The sequence below is a fragment of the Rhodococcus sp. UNC23MFCrub1.1 genome, assembly GCF_000686025.1.
In the GTDB taxonomy this organism is placed as follows: domain Bacteria; phylum Actinomycetota; class Actinomycetes; order Mycobacteriales; family Mycobacteriaceae; genus Rhodococcoides.
Genome location: NZ_JMLQ01000001.1, coordinates 876,817 through 894,934 on the forward strand (window position 1 = coordinate 876,817; position 18,118 = coordinate 894,934).

The window sequence follows — 18,118 nt, forward strand, 5'->3', positions numbered from 1 at the left end:
TCGAGCGCTGACTCGTGTGCAGTGATCCGCGGTATCCGCGGATCACTGCACACAGGTGACTCGGGAGCGAGAGGTTCCCTGTCAGGGTCTCGTTGCGCCGCGAGGACGTCGATAGCGTCGACGACCGTGCCTTCCACCACCGAACGTCGACCGCTGCCCTTCCTCGTCTCCGTCCTGGCGATGGGCACGTTCCTCATGGGCACGTCCGAGTTCGTCGTGGCCGGGTTGCTGCCCGACATCGCCGGCGACCTGGCCATCGGGATCTCCGAGGCGGGTCTCCTGGTCACGGCATTCGCGATCGGCATGATCGCCACGCCGGCGGTGGCGGTGGCGGTGCTGCGAGTTCCCGAGCGCACGACGCTGCTGCTCTCGCTCGCCGTGTTCGCCGCCGGACATGTCGTCGTGGCACTCACCGACGAGCTCTCCGTCGTCCTCGTCGCCCGCTTCGTGACCGCGCTGGTCACGGGGGCGTTCTGGTCGATCGCAGCGTCCGTCGGTGCTCGAGTGTCCGGCCCGGACGACGCCGCGCGTGCCATCGGCATGGTCCTCAGCGGCGGCATCCTGGCGACCGTCATCGGCGTGCCCCTCGGGTCCGTCGCCGGTCAGCTCGTCGGGTGGCGTGGCCCGTTCTGGATCCTCGCCGGGCTGGCGCTGCTCGCGACCGTTCCCGTCGCTCGCATCGTTCCCGGCGGTCGCTCCGCCTCGACCACCGTCCCGCTGCGAGAGCAGACGGCGGCACTGATGTCGCGGCGCCTGTGGGTGGTCATGGCTGCCTGCGTCCTCGTCACCTCGGCCGTGATGTCCACCTACTCGTTCATCGCCCCGCTGCTGACGGAGCGCGCGGGCCTGTCCGCCGAACTCCTCCCGGTGGGTCTCGCGATCTTCGGCGTCGGGGCCGTCACCGGCACACTCGGCAGTGGCCGGCTCGCGGGCCGCGCGCCGTACGGGACTGCTCTGAGCGGGGGCATCGCCGTCGTGGCAGCACTCGCCCTGCTCGGCGCGGTGTCGGACCACGCCGCACCGGCGATCGCACTTCTCGCGATCGCCGGTCTCGCCGGTCTCGGCATGAACCCGGTCCTCATGTCGATGGCCGTCAGGTTCGCCGAGGGCGCACCCACCCTGGCCACGTCGCTGTGCACGTCCATGTTCAACCTCGGCACCGCGATGGGGAGTGCGGTCACCGCGCGGGCCATCGGCGTCTTCGGCCCGGCCTCGATCCCGGTCGTCGGCGCAGCGTTCGCCGCCGCGCTGCTCGTTCCGCTGGCTACCCTCGTGATCATGGCCAGGCCCGGACACGGCCACCGCGCCGGCACCACCCCGCAGCACGACGCACTGGTGTCCTGACTTCCACTCGATCAGAGGAGCAACGACCATGACCACGATCGCCATCATCGGTGCGGGTGAGGGACTCGGAGCCGCCGTCGCTCGCCGCTTCGGCCGCGAGGGGTTCTCGGTCGCCCTGATCTCACGAGAGCAGGGCAATGTCGACCGCATCGCCGACTCGCTGGGCGATGCCGGGATCACCGCCGCGGGCTTCGCGGCCGACGTCCGGAACCCCGAGTCCCTGACCACCGCGCTGGACTCGGCGGCCGAGCGACTCGGACCGATCGAGGTGCTGCAGTACAGCCCTGTCCCGGCAAGGGAATTCATGAAGCCGGTCCTCGAGACACGCGTGGCCGATCTCGTCGGTCCGGTCGAGTTCTCCATCTACGGACCCGTCACCGCGGTGAACTGGGCACTGCCGGGAATGCGGTCGCTGGGACGCGGCACCGTGCTGTTCGTGAACGGAGGCAGTGCAGTTCGTCCCGGCGCGACCGTCGCCGGGACCTCGGTCGCCTTCGCCGGCGAGAGTGCCTACGCCCAACTGCTGCACGACGCACTCGCACCGGAGGGGCTGCACGTCGGCCAGCTGATCATTCCGCGGGGCATCGGCGCGGGTGAGCCGTCGCACGAACCGGACGCGCTCGCGGAACTATTGTGGACCATGCACACCGAGCGCGGCGAATTCCGCACGTTCGCAGCACCTCTGGACTGACCGTCCCGACGAGAGGTGCCCTGCGTGTACACCCTTCGTCAGGGACTCCCTCGACCGCCGATGCGGGTGTCGACTGGAGACATGACCACTCCCGTGAAGGCGTACGCCGCCACCGCAGCAGACGAGCCACTGTCTCCCTACACCATCGACCGCCGCGATGTCGGACCTCACGACGTCCGGATCGACATCGCGTTCGCCGGAATCTGCCACTCCGACATCCACACCGCCCGCGGCGAATGGGGCCCGGTTCCGTACCCCCTCGTCGTCGGCCACGAGATCGCGGGAATCGTGGCCGAGATCGGCTCCGAGGTCACGAAGCACGCGGTCGGCGACCGCGTCGGCGTCGGCTGCATGGTCGGCTCGTGCGGCGAGTGCGCCCAGTGCGTCAAGGGATTGGAACAGTACTGCCTCGTCGGCAACATTCAGACCTACGGCAGCACCGACCGCGACGGCACGGTCACTCAGGGTGGCTACTCGCAGCAGGTCGTCGTCACCGAGCACTTCGTCGTCACGATCCCCGAGGGCATCGAGCTCGACGCTGCGGCGCCGCTGCTGTGCGCCGGCATCACCACGTACTCACCGCTCCGCCACTGGGGCGCAGGACCCGGCAAGAAGGTCGCCGTCGTGGGGATGGGTGGACTCGGGCACATGGCCGTGAAGCTCGCGCACGCCATGGGAGCCGAGGTCACCGTCCTGTCGCAGTCGCTGGCGAAGCAGGAGGACGGACTACGTCTCGGCGCGGACCACTACTTCGCCACCGGCGATCCGGACACGTTCACGGATCTCGCCTCCACGTTCGACCTGATCATCAACACCGTCAGCGCGTCGATCGATCTGAACGCACATCTGTCGCTGTTGGCCGTCGACGGTGCCATGGTCAACGTCGGCGCGCCGGCGGAACCACTCCCCCTGCAGGTCTTCTCGCTCATCCCGCACCGCCGTACCTTCGCAGGATCCGCCATCGGCTCGATCGCGGAGACTCAGGAGATGCTCGACTTCTGCGCCGAGCATCGTCTCGGAGCCGAGATCGAGGTCATCTCCGCAGACAAGATCGACGACGCGTGGGAACGCGTGCTCGCCTCCGATGTCCGCTACCGGTTCGTCATCGACACGGCGACGCTGGCCTGACCGCGCGAGGGGTGTCATGACAGGGCCTCCCCCATCGCCTCCGGTCGTCCTACGCTGAATTCATGGACACCAAGGCCGAGGTTCGCGAGTTCCTCATGACCCGCCGCGCGAGGTTGACACCGGAGGCAGCGGGCATCACGACCAGTGGTACCCGTCGGGTGGCCGGCCTGCGTCGCAGCGAAGTGGCGTCGTTGGCCGGCCTGTCGGTCGAGTACTACGCCCGCATCGAGCGGGGCGCCATCGGCGGCGCATCGTCGTCGGTGCTCGACGCGCTCTCGCGCGCCCTGCAGCTCACCGACACCGAACATGCGCATCTGCTCGATCTGGCTCGCGCGGCCGACGGTGTCCCCACGTCGGGACGCCCCCGTCGCAGGGCGGAGCGCATCACCCCACCGCGCATCAGCCTGCAGTGGGCACTCGACTCCATCACCGACGGCGTCGCCTTCGTACGCAATCGACGGCAGGATCTGCTGGCCACCAACGAACTGGGAAAAGCGTTCTACGCACCCGTCATCGGTGACGGCGGCCGGGTGCCCAACCTGGCTCGGTTCCAGTTCCTCGATCCGCTGTCGCGGGAGTTCTATCCCGACTGGGACCTGTTCGCGCAGATGTGCGTCTCCATCATGCGTGCGGAGGCCGGCCGGGACCCACACGACAAGGGCCTGCAGGACCTCGTCGGCGAACTGTCCACACGCGACGAGACCTTTCGCAGGCTGTGGGGAGCGCACGACGTTCGCACTCACGGCGCCGGGACCAAACGCTTCCACCATCCCCTCGTCGGCGAGGTCCACCTCGCCTACGAGGAACTGGTGATCACCGCGGACCCCGGTTCCGTCCTCATGGTCTACACAGCGGAGCCCGGATCCCCGAGCGCGGATCGACTGCGACTGCTGGGGTCCTGGTCGACTGAAGCAGCCCGCTGATCGTGGAATCGAGACCCCGGAATCCGGGGTCTCGTTTCCACTGTCGTCATCGCGTCGTTCAGGACGACGCCCACACACCCAGCACGGTGCCGCTCGGATCGGTGAAGTGGAAGCGTCGTCCACCCGGGAAGTCGTAGGGGCCGGACACCACCGATCCGCCCGCGGCCTCGACCGCCTCGGCCGATGCGTCCAGGTCGTCGGAGTAGAGCAGCACGAGTGGTCCTCCCGCCGGCGCGGGGGTCTCGACCACGGCCAGCCCACCGACCTCGGCGCCGTCGGCTCCCACGATGCCGGCGTACGTCGGGCCGTAGTCGACGAAGGTCCATCCGAAGGCCCCCGCGTAGAAGGCCCGAGCGACCGTCAGGTCGGTGACCGACAGCTCGATGTAGTCGATGCGGTGGTGCCTGGTCGTCGCCATTGCCCGATCATGCCGGTCGAGCACGCCCGGCGCGTGGCCTTCCGCGGGACCTCTGTCGCCGAGTGGCAACCCGCCGACCGCACGAGTAGTGTCCTCCCACGGTGTGCCGGGAAGTCTGGTCGGCGGTCGCTTCCGCGACCCCGAACGACGTCCAGCAGGAAGAGGCACCTCGACATGATGCTCGCCGTCGACACGGGCACGTACCGGACCACAGCAGGCCGAGACGCCGTGCAGGAATGGTGCCGACGCAGACTCGCCGACTGGTCCACGCCGCACACCGTTCGCCGGATCGACACCTCGCTCGGCTCGACCGTCGTCACGACCGTCGTTCGACCCGACGCGCAGCGCTCCGTCGTGGTGGTGCCCGGCGAACTGTCCTGCGCGGCACTTCTGACGCCGCTGATCGATGCGATGCCCGACGCCACGGTGCACGTCGCCGACATGCCCGGCCAGCCCGGGCTCAGTTCGGGGGTGCGCCCGCGCCGGGGCCGGGCCTCGGCCGACTACGGTCGCTGGCTGGAGGACACCCTGACGCAGATCGGCGCCTCGCGGCCGGTTCTGCTGGGCATCGGGAGCGGCGCCGCGGCGGCCCTCTCCGCCACCTGCCGATCGTCGGTCGGCGCGATGGTGCTGGTCCGTCCCGAAGGCATCGTCCCGGTCTCTCGCCCCGATGGGCGGTTCCTGCGACGCCGCACGTCAGCGCACAGCACCTCCAGGGCGGTGGCCGCACTCTGCGGACAACATTTCCGTCCGGACGACGACCTGGTGGAATGGCGACTTCTGGTGTCGACGCATTGCGCCGGAACGCGCGCGGATCGCCACATCTCGGAGCGGCGGCTCGCGGAGTGGAGCCGCGCGGTGCCGCTCGAAGTGGTGGCGGGATCGTGTGATCCGGTGCTCGACCACCGTCGACTGGACGACCAGGTGTGGGAGATCACCGGTCGGGACACGACGGTGCTCGACGACTGCGGCCACCTCCCGGAACACGAATGCCCGCGGGCGCTCACCGCCGCGATCGAGCGGGTCGACCGACTGGTCCGGACGTAGCGGATTCGCGTCCACCCCGGCCTCACCGCCATGATCGACTGACCGATCGTCTATTTCTCAGGATGTGAACAAGTGAATTCAGTACGATCCGCCTGGCGCGGAATACGCAAACCGGTATTCATTCCCGCGTCCGCGATCATCGTCGCCATGATCGTTTTTTCCGTCATTTTCGCGGGTACCGCGGCCGACGCATTCGAGGCCCTCAACGGGGCCATCACCGACGGTGTCGGATGGTGGTACATCCTGACGGCGACGGGATTCGTCGTCTTCGCTCTGTACTGCGGCGCCAGTCGTATCGGCAACATTCGCCTCGGCCGCGACGACGAGAGCCCCGAATTCGGCGTCCTCTCCTGGTTCGCGATGCTCTTCAGCGCCGGCATGGGCATCGGACTGGTGTTCTACGGCGTCGCAGAACCGTTGTCGCACTACATCACTCCCCCGGTTGCCGGGGGTGTCGACGGATCGACCGACGCGGCCGCCAACCAGGCCATGGAGCTCACCCTGTACCACTGGGGTCTGCACGCATGGGCGATCTACGTCGTCGTCGGTCTCGGACTCGCGTACATGACCTACCGCAAAGGCCGCCCCCTGTCGGTTCGCTGGCTCCTCGAGCCACTGCTCGGACGGCAACGGATCGAGGGCGGTATCGGTCACGCCATCGACGCGATCGCCATCATCGGAACGCTGTTCGGCGTCGCGACCTCACTCGGTTTCGGTGTTCAGCAGATTTCCGCCGGTCTGTCCTACCTCGGCTGGGTGGAGACGAACAATTGGCTGACCATCGCCCTCATTGCCTTCGTCACGTTGCTCGCCACGTATTCCGTCGTCTCGGGTGTGTCGAAGGGCCTGAAATGGCTCTCCAACATCAACATGGCACTCGCCGCCGGCTTGGCTGTGTTCGTCCTGATCGCCGGACCGACGCTGTTCCTCATGCAGTCGTGGGTGCAGAACCTCGGTGGGTACGTCCAGGCGCTGCCGGAATTGATGCTCCGTACATCGCCTTTCGCCGAGGACGGGTGGGCCGGCGCCTGGACCATCTTCTACTGGGGATGGTGGATGAGCTGGGCACCGTTCGTCGGCATGTTCATCGCACGGATCTCGCGCGGCCGCACGATCCGCGAATTCGTCTTCGGCGTGCTGCTCGCACCGACTCTCGTCGGCTCGCTGTGGTTCACCATCTTCGGTGACTCCGGAATCCTCCGTCAGCGCAACGAGGGCACCATGCTCGCCGACGACGGAACGGTCGGCACGGACACGAGCCTGTTCCAGCTTCTCGACGGTCTTCCGCTCGCGACCGTCACGAGCGTTCTCGCCATCGCGGTGATCGTGTTCTTCTTCGTCACCTCCTCGGACTCCGGCTCGCTGGTCATCGACATCCTCTCCACCGGTGGTGATCTCGACACACCCAAGATCACCCGCGTCTACTGGACCGTGCTCGAGGGCGTCGCTGCCGCTGTTCTGCTGCTGATCGGTGGATCCGGATCACTCACGGCCTTGCAGACGGCGTCGATCGCGACCGCGGTGCCGTTCTCGATCATCATGGTGCTGGCGTGCGTGTCACTCCTGAAGGCCTTCCGCTACGAGGTGGCCACCACGCCGTCCTACGTCCGGATCACCCCTGCCGGAGATGCACCGCCCGTGGACCGCGCGACACCGGCGCGACGGCCGGAGCGCGGCGGTATCTCCACCACGTTCGCCGGTCTGTCACCGTCTAAGGACGGCCTGTCCACTCCGTCGGGGCTGCTCGCGGTCCAGTCGGTACCGCAGAGCCGACTTCAGATCGACCCGGACACCGGCGCCGTTCAGTACTCGGAGCACGACGAGCCGGTCGATCCGCTCGGCGGCGAGGTCTTCGACACCCCCGAGTTCGCGGACTCCGCCGAAGGCGAAGCCCACCAACGCCGTACCGACGACACCGCGTACGACAACTCCTGATCGTCAGAGCACCGAAGGGCACCCCATGACGTCATCCTCGCCACCTCCCACGCGTCGCAGTCTGCTCTCGCGGGGGTCGTGGTCCGAAGCCTCGCGCATCACCGACGTGCTGCGCAAGGAGACCGTCGGGGGTGCCCTGTTGCTGGTCGCCACGGTGATCGCTCTCGTCTGGGCCAACTCCCCGTGGTCGGCCGCCTACGACACGCTCATGGCGACACGAGTGGGCCCGTCCGCGCTCCACCTCGATCTCACTCTCTCCACGTGGGCCGCGGACGGCCTGCTCGCGATCTTCTTCTTCGTCGTGGGCCTCGAACTCAAGCGCGAGTTCGTCGCCGGCGACCTCCGCGACCCGGCGCGTGCGGCCCTGCCCATCGCGGCCGCGATCGGCGGCATGGCCGTGCCCGCACTGATCTTCGTCGTCGTCAATCTGCGCACCGGTGACGGCGCACTGCTGGGGTGGGCCATTCCCACCGCGACCGACATCGCCTTCGCGGTCGCCGTTCTCGCCGTCGTCAGCACGCACCTACCGCTCGCATTGCGCACCTTTCTGCTCACGCTGGCCGTCGTCGACGATCTCCTCGCGGTGACGGTGATCGCGATCTTCTACACCGCCGACCTGAACTTCGTGGCGCTCGGCGCCGCGATGATCCCGCTCGCCCTCTTCGCCGTCGCCGTGCAGCGACGGATCCGGTCGTGGTGGATTCTCATTCCCCTCGCGGTCGTCACCTGGGTTCTCATGCACGAGTCCGGCGTTCACGCCACGGTCGCCGGCGTGCTGCTCGGATTCGCGGTGCCGGTGATCCGCAGCCGCGCCGCCGGCGGTCCGGAGGCCGGTCCCGGTATGGCCGAACACTTCGAACATCGCATCCGACCTCTCTCTGCCGGTGTCGCAGTGCCGCTCTTCGCATTCTGCGCAGCCGGCGTGACCGTCGGCGGCGTGTCGGGCTTCTTCGAGGCGCTCGGCGACCCGATCGCCATCGGCATCGTCGCGGGACTGGTGGTCGGCAAGACCATCGGCGTGCTGGGCACCACGTATCTCGTGTCCCGCTTCACCCGTGCCACTCTCGATGCCGGACTCGCGTGGCGTGACGTGTTCGGCGTCGCCGTTCTCGCCGGCATCGGTTTCACCGTCTCGCTGTTGATCGGCGACCTCGCCTTCGGTGAGAGCACCGAGCGAGACGATCACGTCAAGGTCGGAGTGCTGACCGGATCGGTGATCTCGGCGTGCATCGCCGCCGCGATTCTGCGCAGCCGCAACCGCGCGTACAAGCTGATCCACGAGGAGGAGACTCGCGACGACGATCACGACGGCATCCCCGACGTGTATCAGCGCCGCGAGGAGAGCTGACTCAGAGTTCGGTGACCGGCGTGCGGGCCGCGAGCAGAGCTGCGAACTCCTCGCCGTAGGCAAGATGGCGTCGCAACGTCTCGCACCGATCCAGCGCCTTGTCGTGGCACTGGTCGACGAACTGTGTTGCGGCAGCGCGGTCCTCGTCGTCAGCATCGCCGTTCCCGAGGACGTCGAGAGCTGCGAGCAGCTCGCCCATCTCGGCCAGCGTGAACTCCAGCGGCTTCATCCGCCGGATCACCAACAACCGCTCGACGTCGGCCTCGGTGTAGAGCCGGAATCCGCCGGCCGATCGCGCCGACGGGACGACGAGACCCACCGAGTCGTAGTGGCGCAGTGTGCGAATGGACAGTGCCGTGCGCTCGGCGACCTCACCGATCTGCATGCTCTCGCCCACTGTCCCGCTCCTTCGTCGTACGTCGAGTGTGCGTCGACTCTAGTTCCGACCCGGAGACCGGGCCCGATCAGTGTCCTGCGCCGAGGTGTCCGCTGAGCCGGTCCCGTCGTTCCACGGACGACGCGTTCAGACCCACGATCTCGACCTTCTTGCCCCTCGCCGCGTACTTCGTGGTGACGGCATCGAGCGTCGCGACCGTGGAGGCGTCCCAGATGTGGGACTCCGACATGTCGATGACGATGTTCTCGGGGTCACCGACGTAGTCGAACTGGTGGATCAGATCGTTGCTGGAGGCGAAGAACAGCTCTCCCAGCACCTTGTAGACGCGCGTGTTCTCGTCCGGGTGCGCCACGTCGACCACCTCGGTGAGGTGCGCGACCCGCCGCGCGAAGAGCACCATCGCGGTGACGACACCGACGACGACGCCGTAGGCCAGGTTGTGGGTCGCGACGGTCACGGCCACCGTGGCGATCATGACCAGCGTCTCGCTCTTGGGCATGCGCCGCAGGGTCGACGGACGGATGCTGTGCCAGTCGAACGTGCCCACCGAGACCATGATCATGACCGCGACCAACGCGGCCATCGGGATGAGTGCCACGATGTCGCCCAGTCCCACCACGAGGATCAGCAGGAACGTCCCGGCGAGGAAGGTCGAGATCCGGGTACGAGCGCCGGAGACCTTCACGTTGATCATGGTCTGGCCGATCATCGCGCAGCCGCCCATGCCGCCGGTGAAGCCCGTGACGAGGTTGGCGACACCCTGGCCCCAACCCTCGCGGGTCTTGTTCGAGCGCGAATCGGTGATGTCGTCCACCAGCTTCGCGGTCATGAGTGATTCGAGCAGACCCACCAGGGCGATGGCGAGCGAGAACGGCGCGATGATCGACAGGGTGTCGAGGGTGAACGGCACGTTCGGGAGCAGCAGCGTCGGAAGCGAGGACGGCAGCTCACCCTCGTCGCCGACATCGGGAACCTGCAGCGCGAACACGAGGGTGGCGGCGGTGAGCATCACGATGGCGATCAACGGTGCGGGCACGACGGTCGTCAGCTTGGGAAGGAACACCATGACCACGAGACCCACTGCCACGAGGGGATACACCAGGGCGGGCACGCCGATGAGGTAGGGCAACTGCGACGTGAAGATGAGGATGGCGAGCGCGTTGACGAACCCGACCATCACGCTGCGCGGAATGAAGCGCATCAGCTTCGCCACTCCGACGACGCTGAGCACGATCTGCAGGACGCCACCGAGGATCACGGCGGCGATGAGGTAGTCGAGGCCGTACTCGCGTGACAGTGGCGCGACGACGAGGGCGATCGCTCCGGTGGCGGCGGAGATCATGGCCGGACGACCGCCGACGATCGAGATGGTGACCGCCATCGTGAAGGACGCGAACAGTCCGACGCGGGGATCGACACCGGCGATGATGGAGAACGAGATCGCCTCCGGGATCAGCGCCAGCGCGACGACCAGGCCCGCCAGCACCTCGGTCTTCAGTCGACGAGGTGAGCGCAGCGCGGCCAGCACCGAGGTGTCCTCGGGTGGGGCGACGGTCGAGCCGGCGTGGGACATGACGAGCCTCTTTCACGGTGCGGGACTGCCGGAGGCCGAGCACGGCCCTCCGCTGGGGCGGAACTCTACTCTCACCGGAGAGTAGAGTGCGAATTGACCGAGACCATCGACAACCGTCAATATAGAAGAATGTCGAATCAGTCAGAGCCCGACACGGGCGTCCGATGCTCGCCCCTGGTTCGTGAACCTCTGACCGAGCAGCAGTCGCACATCCTCGCGTCGATGTTCAAGGCGCTGGGCGACCCGGTCCGGTTGCGCCTGCTCAGTCTCATCGCGAGTCACGACGGTGGTGAGGCGTGCGTGTGCGACATCTCCGGATCCTTCGACCTGTCGCAGCCGACCATCTCCCACCACCTCAAGGTGCTTCGCCAGGCCGGCCTGCTCGGCTCCGATCGGCGCGGAACCTGGGTCTACTACCGCGTGGTTCCCGATGCGCTGCAGCAGTTGTCGGCCGTCATGGCCATCATCGACCCGACGGTGGTGACCGCATGAGCACCGCGGCGAACACCAGCGACCACCCCGCCGTCGTCGGCAAGCTCTCCACCCTCGACCGCTTCCTCCCGGTGTGGATCGGCGTCGCGATGGTCGTCGGGCTGCTGCTCGGTCGCGTGATCCCCGGGATGAACGACGCCTTGTCGTCGATCTCCGTCGACGGTGTGTCCCTGCCGATCGCGATCGGCCTGCTGATCATGATGTACCCGGTGTTGGCCAAGGTCCGCTACGACCGGCTCGACACCGTCACCGGCGACAAGAAGCTCCTCCTCGGTTCTCTCGCTCTGAACTGGATTCTCGGCCCCGCCTTGATGTTCGCGCTGGCCTGGCTGTTCCTCCCCGACCTGCCCGAGTACCGCACCGGACTGATCATCGTCGGACTCGCCCGCTGCATCGCGATGGTCATCATCTGGAACGACCTCGCCTGCGGCGACCGCGAAGCCGCCGCCGTACTCGTGGCCATCAACTCGGTGTTCCAGGTGATCATGTTCGCCGTCCTCGGCTGGTTCTACCTGTCCGTGCTCCCCGGCTGGCTCGGCCTCGACCAGACCACCATCGAGGCATCACCGTGGCAGATCGCGAAGTCCGTCCTGATCTTCCTGGGCATCCCGTTGATCGCCGGATTCGCCTCCCGGTACTTCGGCGAACGCGCCAAGGGCCGCGACTGGTACGAGACCTCGTTCATCCCCAAGATCGGGCCGTGGGCGCTCTACGGACTGCTGTTCACCATCGTCGTCCTCTTCGCCCTACAGGGCGACCGCATCACCTCCCAACCCCTGGACGTCGTCCGCATCGCGCTCCCGCTGCTGGCGTACTTCGCCGTGATGTGGGGCGGCGGATACGCCCTCGGCGCCGCCATGGGCCTGGGCTACGAACGCACGACGACCCTGGCGTTCACCGCGGCGGGCAACAACTTCGAACTCGCCATCGCCGTCGCGATCGCCACCTACGGAGCCACCTCCGGCCAAGCCCTCGCCGGCGTCGTCGGACCCCTCATCGAAGTCCCCGTCCTCGTGGGACTCGTCTACGTCTCGCTGGCACTGCGCAGACGATTTTCACCCGCCCGACAGACGAAGGAATCCTGATGTACCGCAAGCCGAGTGTGTTGTTCGTCTGCGTGAAGAACGGCGGCAAGTCGCAGATGGCCGCAGGGCTGATGCGCACGGTCGCCGGTGACGATGTCGAGGTGCATTCCGCCGGGACTGCCCCCGGCAGTGCAGTCAATGCTCTGTCGGCCGAGTCGCTGCGTGAGGTCGGAGTCGATCTCACCGGTGAGCACCCCAAGCCGATCGATCCGGATCTGATGTCCCGGATGGACTTCGTCGTCACCCTCGGCACCGAGGCGACCGTCGACCCGGTCGAGGGACCGACCTACCTGAACTGGGACACCGACGAGCCGTCGACGCGAGGTATCGAGGGCATCGAGCGGATGCGCCTGGTGCGCGACGACATCGCCACGCGCGTCGACGAACTCGCGGCGCGACTGCGGATCTGACACGGGCCGCACCCGACGGCCGGCACTCCCGGTCGGAGTGGCGGCCGTCGGCCGGAGGTCAACCGAGAAGTTGTTCCATCCTGGCGATCTCGGCGTTCTGCGTGTCGACGATCGTGCGAGCCATCGCGACCGCGTCGTCGTTCGAGCCCTCCTCGATCTCCGTCTCCGCCATGGCGACCGCACCTCGATGATGGTCGATCATCATCGTCAGCCACCGCTGGTCGAACTCGTCGCCGGACAAGGCCGTCAGGGAGGCCATGTCCTGCGAACTCATCATTCCGCTCCCCGACCCGTGATCCATGCCCTGCATGTCGTCGGGCGTTGCCGACGGAGACGGCTGACCCCACTCCGCCAGCCATGAGGCCAACTGGTCCATCTCGGGTCCCTGCGCGTCCGCGATCTCGTCGGCGAGCGTGACCACGTCCGGGTTCGTGGACCGCCCGTCGACCATGGAGGCCATCTCGACAGCCTGAGCATGGTGCGGGTACATCATCGATGCGAACGCGACGTCGGCGTCGGCGAAGTCCGCAGCGGGATCCTGAGACGGCGCGGACTCCATGGACGAGGAACCCATCGAGTGGCCCTCCATCGACGCGGACGACCCGTCGTCGCCACAACCGGCGACGAGGGCGACTCCGATCGCGGCAGCGGCGAGTGTGGTGACTGTCGTGTTCTTGACATGCATGGGCGTACTCCTGAGGTGTGTCGAACGGAAAAGGGGTCTGAATCGACGTGCGATCCGCCGGGGCATCACTGCCCCGGGCTCCCCGTCACACCCGCAGAAGTACCGAGTCGTCCAGCGAGGACAGCGCCCATGGTGGAGCTCGACCTGCGCGGGCGACGATCATGACGACACGGTCGGATGCGTCATCGAGCGCCGGCAGGCACTCGACGGCCCCGATCGGGACCGACATCGGCGGGAACGAGGTGACCGTCCCGATGCACGGATGCATCATGTCGTGACCGCCGGGGCACGGCAGTCGCTCCGCCGCCGGACCGGGCTCCGCGGTGTGCGTGGCGGCGCCAGCGTGGACCTCCGCGTCCATCGACGCGTGGTGGTTCGGCATCGCTTCATGGGCCGCGGCGGTCTGGACGGGCACCACCATGTGCATCAGCACCACGCCCAGTGCGATCGAGACGGCCCACCAGGCCATCTGCACAGCGAGGGTCAGCGAACGTCGCTGCCGAAGACTGTGCAACACGGGCCCCAGTGTACCGACGAGTACCCCCTGGGGGTACGTCGGCGGTCGTCGCACCGACACCCGGCAACCTCGATCAGATACCCCAGGGGGTACTTGCATACCCCCCCTCGTATGTGACACGGTGTGCGCAGTCCAGCGGATCGAACGCGGAAGGAGTGTCCAGTGGGCCCCCCTGCCGAATGCTCACAGTTCCACCGCTGAGCACACCCTCACACCACTTCTCGACGATGGCCGATCCAGGCCCTTCACATACCCCCAGCCGTATAGGAGTCCACCGTGTCCCAGTCCGACACTGTCGCCGAACCCCGGCCCGGCGACCACCACGACAGCGCCCCCGGCCGCCTCGGCCGGTGGGGCGCAGCCATGGTCACCCGCCGCCGCTGGGTCTTCGGCACCTGGCTGGTTCTGCTGATCGCCCTCGGCTCCGCTGCATCGTCGGTGTTCTCGTCCCTCGCCGGCGCCGGGTGGCAGGCGAACGGATCAGAATCGGTCCAGGTCCGCGAGCTCGCCGAGGAACACTTCGGCGGCAACTCCTCCGCCGCGGTGCAGGTCGTCGTCCACAGCGACTCCGGTGCGCTGAGCGACCCGGCAGCGACCGCCGCGCTCGCCGAGGCCACCGCCATCCTGAACGCGGACCCGCGTTTCGGTGAGATCGTGCCCCCGCAGCCGGGGATGACGATCAGCCCCGACGGGCGCACCGGCATCCTCATCGCCGGAGCCGACGGCACCACCGACGAGATGGTCACCGCCGTCGACGACGTCAAGGACCAGCTCACCGCACTCTCCGGCGACGGCATCGAGGTCTACCCCACCGGCGCATCGGCGCTGTGGTCGGACTTCAACAAGGCCAACCACGACGCGATGATTCAGGCCGAACTCATCTCCTGGCCCGTCACCCTCGCCATCATGGTCCTCGCGTTCGGCTCGCTCGTCGCCGCCGGACTCCCGCTGCTCTTGACCATCGCCGGTCTCGTCGCCTCCGCCGGCGGGCTGGTCCTGCTCAACGAGATCACCCCGATCTCGGTGTGGGCGATGAACTTCGCCATGATGTTCGCCCTCGCACTCGGTATCGACTACGCGCTGTTCCTCGTTGCCCGCTTCCGCGACGCCCTGCGCTCCCGCGATCCCCGCGCGGCCGTCGCCGAGACCATGGACACCGCCGGCAAAGCCGTGGTCCTGTCCGGACTCACCGTCCTCGTCAGCTTGTCCGCCGTGCTGATCGTCCCCGCCCCCGCGGTGCGGACCATGGCCGTCGGGATCATGCTCGCCGTCACCTTCGTCCTGCTCGCCACCCTCACCCTGCTCCCCGCCGCCCTCGGCGCGCTCGGACCGAAGGTCGACGCTGCGTCCCTCCCCTACGCCAAGCGTCAGCAGCACCGCTCACCCATGTTCGCCGCGTGGGGCGCACTCCTGCACAAGCACCCGTGGCCGTTCGCGCTCGCCTCGATCGGCGTCCTCGTCGCACTGGCGCTGCCTGTTCTCGGCCTGAAGGTCGCGATGCCGTCGATCTCCGTCGTCCCCGAGGACGCGCCCGTGCGGCAGGGCTACGCGCTCGTCCAGCAGCAGTTCGGTGACGGCGCCCCCGGCGCACTGCAGATCGTCATCTCTGACACCGACTCCGCAGACACGGCCGCCGCCGCGGCGCAGGTGTCCGGCATCGCCATGGTCACCCCACCGCAACCCGCCGCCGACGGCTCCGGCTACGCACTCCTGCAAGCGATTCCGGCGGTCGACCCCTCCGACGAGTCGATGGGCACCATCCTCGCCGACCTGCGCGGCGAGCTCCCGGAGTCGGCGCTGGTCGGCGGCGCCCCCGCGGAGAACCTCGACCTGCAGCAGGCCCTGAACGACTACCTGCCGCTCGTCGTCACGATCATCCTGATCCTCGGATTCGTGCTGCTCCTCGTCGCACTGCAGGCACCCTTGATCGCGTTCCTGGGCACCGCGGTCAGCCTGCTCTCCACCGCCGTCGCGTTCGGCGTCGCGAAACTGATCTTCCAGGACGGGCACGGCGCCTCGCTGCTCGGCTTCACTCCACAGGGCTTCCTGAACGGCTGGGGACCGGTGTTCTTCTTCGCGATGATCTTCGCCATCGCCATGGACTACACCGTGTTTCTCCTTGCCACCGCCAAGGAACACGTCGAGCGCACCGGCGACGCGACGACGGCGATGATCGACGGTCTCGCCCACTCCGGGCGGGTCATCTTCGCCGCGGCCGCGGTGATGGTGGCGGTGTTCTTCACCTTCGCCCTCGCCGACCCGCTCCCGCCGAAGGAGATGGGCATCATCCTCGGCGTCGCCGTGCTTCTCGACGCCATCCTGATTCGGTTGATCCTGCTGCCCGTCCTGCTCCGACTGACCGGCTCCGCCGCCTGGTGGTCACCGGCCTGGCTCCGCAAGGCCCTCCCGTCCATCAGCTTCTCCCACTGACACCCCCGACCGAAGGACGACACTCGTGACCATCGCTCTGACCACCACCCTGACCGACACCGACTTCGACACCGCCGTCCAGCGCACGCGAGACGCCCTGGCAGAGCAGGGTTTCGGCGTGCTCACCGAGATCGACATGCAGGCCACCCTGAAAGCCAAGCTCGGTGAGGACATGGAGCGCTACCTGATTCTCGGCGCGTGCAACCCGCCCCTGGCCCACCGCGCCGTCGGCGTCATGCGACAGATCGGCCTGCTGCTCCCCTGCAACGTCGTCGTCCGCGAGGACCCGGACAACGCCGACGTGATCATCGTCGACGCCATGAACCCCGACATCATGGTCCAGTCGACGGGAGTGCCGGCGCTCGGCGACGTCGCCCACGACGCAGCGACCAAGCTCCGCGCTGCCATCGCCACGCTCGCCGACGAACCGGCACCCGGACACTGAGACCCTGATGCCCCCGGGGGTACCATCGACAGCTCACGGCAGTTCTGACAGGAGTTCATCATGGTCGGCGACGACGACAGCATCGCACTGGTACTCAACCGACTCCGGCGCGCCAACGGCCAACTCACCGGGGTCATCTCGATGATCGAGAACGGCCGCGACTGCAAGGAGGTCGTCACCCAGCTCGCCGCCGTCTCGCGCGCGCTCGACAGGGCAGGGTTCAAGATCGTCGCCACCGGCCTGCGCGAATGTATGACCGGTGCCACCGCCGACAACAAGGAACCCATGACCGAGGCGGAACTCGAGAAGCTGTTCCTCGCACTCGCGTGACGAGACGAGCACTCCTGCACACGGCGGCTCGACCGCGCGTCGCGCTCGCTGTTGTCGCCCTGGCCCTCACCGCGTGCGCTCCGTCGGGCGGTGTGCCCGTCTCGCCGGCTCCCACGTCGAGTCGAGCAGAGCGCGACGACGTCTCGACCGGACTGCAGGCTGTCGAGGAGCGCTACGACGTGACGGTGGGTGTCAGCCTCCTGAACACCGGGACCGGCGAGACGATCAGCTATCGCGGAGCCGAACGTTTCGGTTTCGCTTCGACAGTGAAGGTGTTCCTGGCAGCCGAGTTCCTGCGACGAACCCCTGAGGACGCTCGGGACGACCTCGTGAGGTGGACCGCGGCCGACATCGAGCGCGCGGGATATTCACCGGTGACCACGGCACGTCTGGACACCGGGCTCACGGCGGCCGAGTTGGCGGAAGCGGCCGTGCGGGAGAGCGACAACACGGCGACCAACCTCGTGTTCGACCGGATCGGCGGTCCCGCAGAACTCGATGCGGCTCTGTCCCGACTCGGTGACGACGTCACGGACATCGCCGACGTGGAGCCGGGCCTCAACACGGTCGGACCCGACAGCACCGGAAACACCACCACCGCCGACGCGTTCACGACGAGTCTGGCCGCACTGCGGGGTGCCGGCTCGTCGACCGATGCCGACGCAGCGACCCTGGCCGAGTGGATGAGCGGGAACGCCACGGGCGACGCACTCGTCCGCGCGGGGGCGCCGAGCGGATGGACGGTGGCCGACAAGTCGGGTGGCGCCGGGGCCGTGCGGAACGACATCGCCGTCGTCACACCACCCGGCTGTCCCCCGCTGGTACTGACGGTGCTGACACGGAAGAACGACGCCTCGGCACCGTACGAGGACGCCGCGGTGAGCGAGAGCGCCGCGGTCGTCCTGAACACCGTTCGGTAG

General features: G+C 67.8%; 19 protein-coding genes. 14 read left to right on the forward strand and 5 right to left on the reverse strand.

The genetic code is table 11. The features are described from left to right. The first annotated feature begins 126 nt into the window (after positions 1-126). The 4 genes from BR07_RS0104365 (at position 127) to BR07_RS0104380 (ending at position 4,086) form a co-directional block, all read left to right on the forward strand. Entirely contained in the window at positions 127-1,344 is a 1,218-nt protein-coding gene (locus BR07_RS0104365) for an MFS transporter (RefSeq protein ID WP_027504381.1), read from the forward strand. Positions 1,345-1,372: 28 nt separating this feature from the next. Beyond that, positions 1,373-2,035: an SDR family NAD(P)-dependent oxidoreductase gene (locus BR07_RS0104370; RefSeq protein WP_027504382.1), complete on the forward strand. Its 663-nt coding sequence runs from the start codon at positions 1,373-1,375 to the stop codon at positions 2,033-2,035. An 81-nt stretch (positions 2,036-2,116) separates the two neighbouring features. Beyond that, a complete protein-coding gene (locus BR07_RS0104375) occupies positions 2,117-3,163 on the forward strand; it encodes an NAD(P)-dependent alcohol dehydrogenase (protein ID WP_027504383.1) in 1,047 nt (348 codons plus the stop codon). Between the two features lie 62 nt (positions 3,164-3,225). Beyond that, positions 3,226-4,086 carry a helix-turn-helix transcriptional regulator gene (locus BR07_RS0104380; RefSeq protein ID WP_027504384.1) on the forward strand — a complete coding sequence of 287 codons (861 nt, stop codon included), beginning with the start codon at positions 3,226-3,228 and terminating at the stop codon, positions 4,084-4,086. Between the two features lie 58 nt (positions 4,087-4,144). Here BR07_RS0104380 and BR07_RS0104385 read toward each other — a convergent pair whose 3' ends face one another. After that, positions 4,145-4,504: a VOC family protein gene (locus tag BR07_RS0104385; RefSeq protein WP_027504385.1), complete on the reverse strand. Its 360-nt coding sequence runs from the start codon at positions 4,502-4,504 to the stop codon at positions 4,145-4,147. A 174-nt stretch (positions 4,505-4,678) separates the two neighbouring features. Between BR07_RS0104385 and BR07_RS26140 the strand changes: the two genes are divergently transcribed. From BR07_RS26140 to nhaA, 3 genes are all read left to right on the forward strand, one after another. Then, positions 4,679-5,551, forward strand: a complete 873-nt coding sequence (locus BR07_RS26140) for an alpha/beta fold hydrolase (RefSeq protein WP_051613008.1) — start codon at positions 4,679-4,681, stop codon at positions 5,549-5,551. Between the two features lie 147 nt (positions 5,552-5,698). After that, the gene (locus BR07_RS0104395) at positions 5,699-7,486 is read left to right on the forward strand and encodes a BCCT family transporter (RefSeq protein ID WP_373428317.1); all 1,788 of its coding nucleotides are present in this window, start codon (positions 5,699-5,701) and stop codon (positions 7,484-7,486) included. A 25-nt stretch (positions 7,487-7,511) separates the two neighbouring features. Then, on the forward strand, positions 7,512-8,834 hold the full coding sequence (gene nhaA, locus BR07_RS0104400; RefSeq protein ID WP_027504387.1) for a Na+/H+ antiporter NhaA: 1,323 nt from the start codon (positions 7,512-7,514) through the stop codon (positions 8,832-8,834). 1 nt (position 8,835) lies between these two features. Here the strand turns inward: nhaA and BR07_RS0104405 are convergent, their stop codons facing one another. Then, positions 8,836-9,219, reverse strand: coding sequence for a MerR family transcriptional regulator (locus BR07_RS0104405; protein WP_051613077.1), 384 nt, complete (start codon positions 9,217-9,219; stop codon positions 8,836-8,838). A 79-nt stretch (positions 9,220-9,298) separates the two neighbouring features. After that, positions 9,299-10,804 carry a SulP family inorganic anion transporter gene (locus BR07_RS0104410; protein ID WP_027504389.1) on the reverse strand — a complete coding sequence of 502 codons (1,506 nt, stop codon included), beginning with the start codon at positions 10,802-10,804 and terminating at the stop codon, positions 9,299-9,301. A 129-nt stretch (positions 10,805-10,933) separates the two neighbouring features. On the opposite strand from BR07_RS0104410, the gene BR07_RS0104415 reads away from it, so the two are divergent. From BR07_RS0104415 to BR07_RS0104425, 3 genes are read left to right on the forward strand one after another with little or no spacing between them, the layout of a single operon-like run. Continuing rightward, positions 10,934-11,296 carry an ArsR/SmtB family transcription factor gene (locus BR07_RS0104415; RefSeq protein WP_027504390.1) on the forward strand — a complete coding sequence of 121 codons (363 nt, stop codon included), beginning with the start codon at positions 10,934-10,936 and terminating at the stop codon, positions 11,294-11,296. Then, entirely contained in the window at positions 11,293-12,381 is a 1,089-nt protein-coding gene (gene arsB / locus BR07_RS0104420; protein WP_027504391.1) for an ACR3 family arsenite efflux transporter, read from the forward strand. Before BR07_RS0104415 ends, arsB begins: the two co-directional genes overlap by 4 nt. Continuing rightward, positions 12,381-12,791 (forward strand): arsenate-mycothiol transferase ArsC, encoded by a 411-nt coding sequence (locus BR07_RS0104425; RefSeq protein WP_027504392.1) that lies wholly within the window; start codon positions 12,381-12,383, stop codon positions 12,789-12,791. The genes arsB and BR07_RS0104425 overlap by 1 nt, the downstream gene beginning before the upstream one ends. A 58-nt stretch (positions 12,792-12,849) precedes the next feature. Here the strand turns inward: BR07_RS0104425 and BR07_RS0104430 are convergent, their stop codons facing one another. Both BR07_RS0104430 and BR07_RS0104435 read right to left on the reverse strand, forming a co-directional pair. Further along, positions 12,850-13,476 (reverse strand): DUF305 domain-containing protein, encoded by a 627-nt coding sequence (locus BR07_RS0104430; RefSeq protein WP_027504393.1) that lies wholly within the window; start codon positions 13,474-13,476, stop codon positions 12,850-12,852. Between the two features lie 85 nt (positions 13,477-13,561). After that, positions 13,562-13,993: a DUF6153 family protein gene (locus BR07_RS0104435; protein WP_155956913.1), complete on the reverse strand. Its 432-nt coding sequence runs from the start codon at positions 13,991-13,993 to the stop codon at positions 13,562-13,564. Positions 13,994-14,356: 363 nt separating this feature from the next. Between BR07_RS0104435 and BR07_RS0104440 the strand changes: the two genes are divergently transcribed. Genes BR07_RS0104440 through bla form a run of 4 tightly spaced genes read left to right on the forward strand, consistent with a single transcriptional unit; the run spans position 14,357 to position 18,118 of the window. After that, positions 14,357-16,423, forward strand: a complete 2,067-nt coding sequence (locus tag BR07_RS0104440; RefSeq protein WP_027504395.1) for an MMPL family transporter — start codon at positions 14,357-14,359, stop codon at positions 16,421-16,423. Positions 16,424-16,448: 25 nt separating this feature from the next. Next, positions 16,449-16,868: a DUF302 domain-containing protein gene (locus tag BR07_RS0104445; RefSeq protein ID WP_027504396.1), complete on the forward strand. Its 420-nt coding sequence runs from the start codon at positions 16,449-16,451 to the stop codon at positions 16,866-16,868. 60 nt (positions 16,869-16,928) lie between these two features. After that, positions 16,929-17,198 (forward strand): metal-sensitive transcriptional regulator, encoded by a 270-nt coding sequence (locus BR07_RS0104450; RefSeq protein ID WP_027504397.1) that lies wholly within the window; start codon positions 16,929-16,931, stop codon positions 17,196-17,198. Further along, the gene (gene bla / locus BR07_RS0104455; protein WP_197027718.1) at positions 17,195-18,118 is read left to right on the forward strand and encodes a class A beta-lactamase; all 924 of its coding nucleotides are present in this window, start codon (positions 17,195-17,197) and stop codon (positions 18,116-18,118) included. Before BR07_RS0104450 ends, bla begins: the two co-directional genes overlap by 4 nt.

What these genes read in the sequence shown, in the direction of transcription:
- BR07_RS0104385 (WP_027504385.1), bottom strand. Translation starts at nt 4,504, where the DNA reads ATGGCGACGACCAGGCACCACCGCATCGACTACATCGAGCTGTCGGTC.
- BR07_RS0104395 (WP_373428317.1), top strand. Translation starts at nt 5,699, where the DNA reads ATGATCGTTTTTTCCGTCATTTTCGCGGGTACCGCGGCCGACGCATTC.
- BR07_RS0104370 (WP_027504382.1), top strand. Translation starts at nt 1,373, where the DNA reads ATGACCACGATCGCCATCATCGGTGCGGGTGAGGGACTCGGAGCCGCC.
- BR07_RS0104450 (WP_027504397.1), top strand. Translation starts at nt 16,929, where the DNA reads ATGGTCGGCGACGACGACAGCATCGCACTGGTACTCAACCGACTCCGG.
- BR07_RS0104405 (WP_051613077.1), bottom strand. Translation starts at nt 9,219, where the DNA reads ATGCAGATCGGTGAGGTCGCCGAGCGCACGGCACTGTCCATTCGCACA.
- BR07_RS0104425 (WP_027504392.1), top strand. Translation starts at nt 12,381, where the DNA reads ATGTACCGCAAGCCGAGTGTGTTGTTCGTCTGCGTGAAGAACGGCGGC.
- BR07_RS0104440 (WP_027504395.1), top strand. Translation starts at nt 14,357, where the DNA reads ATGGTCACCCGCCGCCGCTGGGTCTTCGGCACCTGGCTGGTTCTGCTG.
- BR07_RS0104430 (WP_027504393.1), bottom strand. Translation starts at nt 13,476, where the DNA reads ATGCATGTCAAGAACACGACAGTCACCACACTCGCCGCTGCCGCGATC.
- BR07_RS0104380 (WP_027504384.1), top strand. Translation starts at nt 3,226, where the DNA reads ATGGACACCAAGGCCGAGGTTCGCGAGTTCCTCATGACCCGCCGCGCG.
- BR07_RS0104415 (WP_027504390.1), top strand. Translation starts at nt 10,934, where the DNA reads ATGTCGAATCAGTCAGAGCCCGACACGGGCGTCCGATGCTCGCCCCTG.
- arsB (WP_027504391.1), top strand. Translation starts at nt 11,293, where the DNA reads ATGAGCACCGCGGCGAACACCAGCGACCACCCCGCCGTCGTCGGCAAG.
- BR07_RS0104410 (WP_027504389.1), bottom strand. Translation starts at nt 10,804, where the DNA reads ATGTCCCACGCCGGCTCGACCGTCGCCCCACCCGAGGACACCTCGGTG.
- nhaA (WP_027504387.1), top strand. Translation starts at nt 7,512, where the DNA reads ATGACGTCATCCTCGCCACCTCCCACGCGTCGCAGTCTGCTCTCGCGG.
- BR07_RS26140 (WP_051613008.1), top strand. Translation starts at nt 4,679, where the DNA reads ATGATGCTCGCCGTCGACACGGGCACGTACCGGACCACAGCAGGCCGA.
- BR07_RS0104375 (WP_027504383.1), top strand. Translation starts at nt 2,117, where the DNA reads ATGACCACTCCCGTGAAGGCGTACGCCGCCACCGCAGCAGACGAGCCA.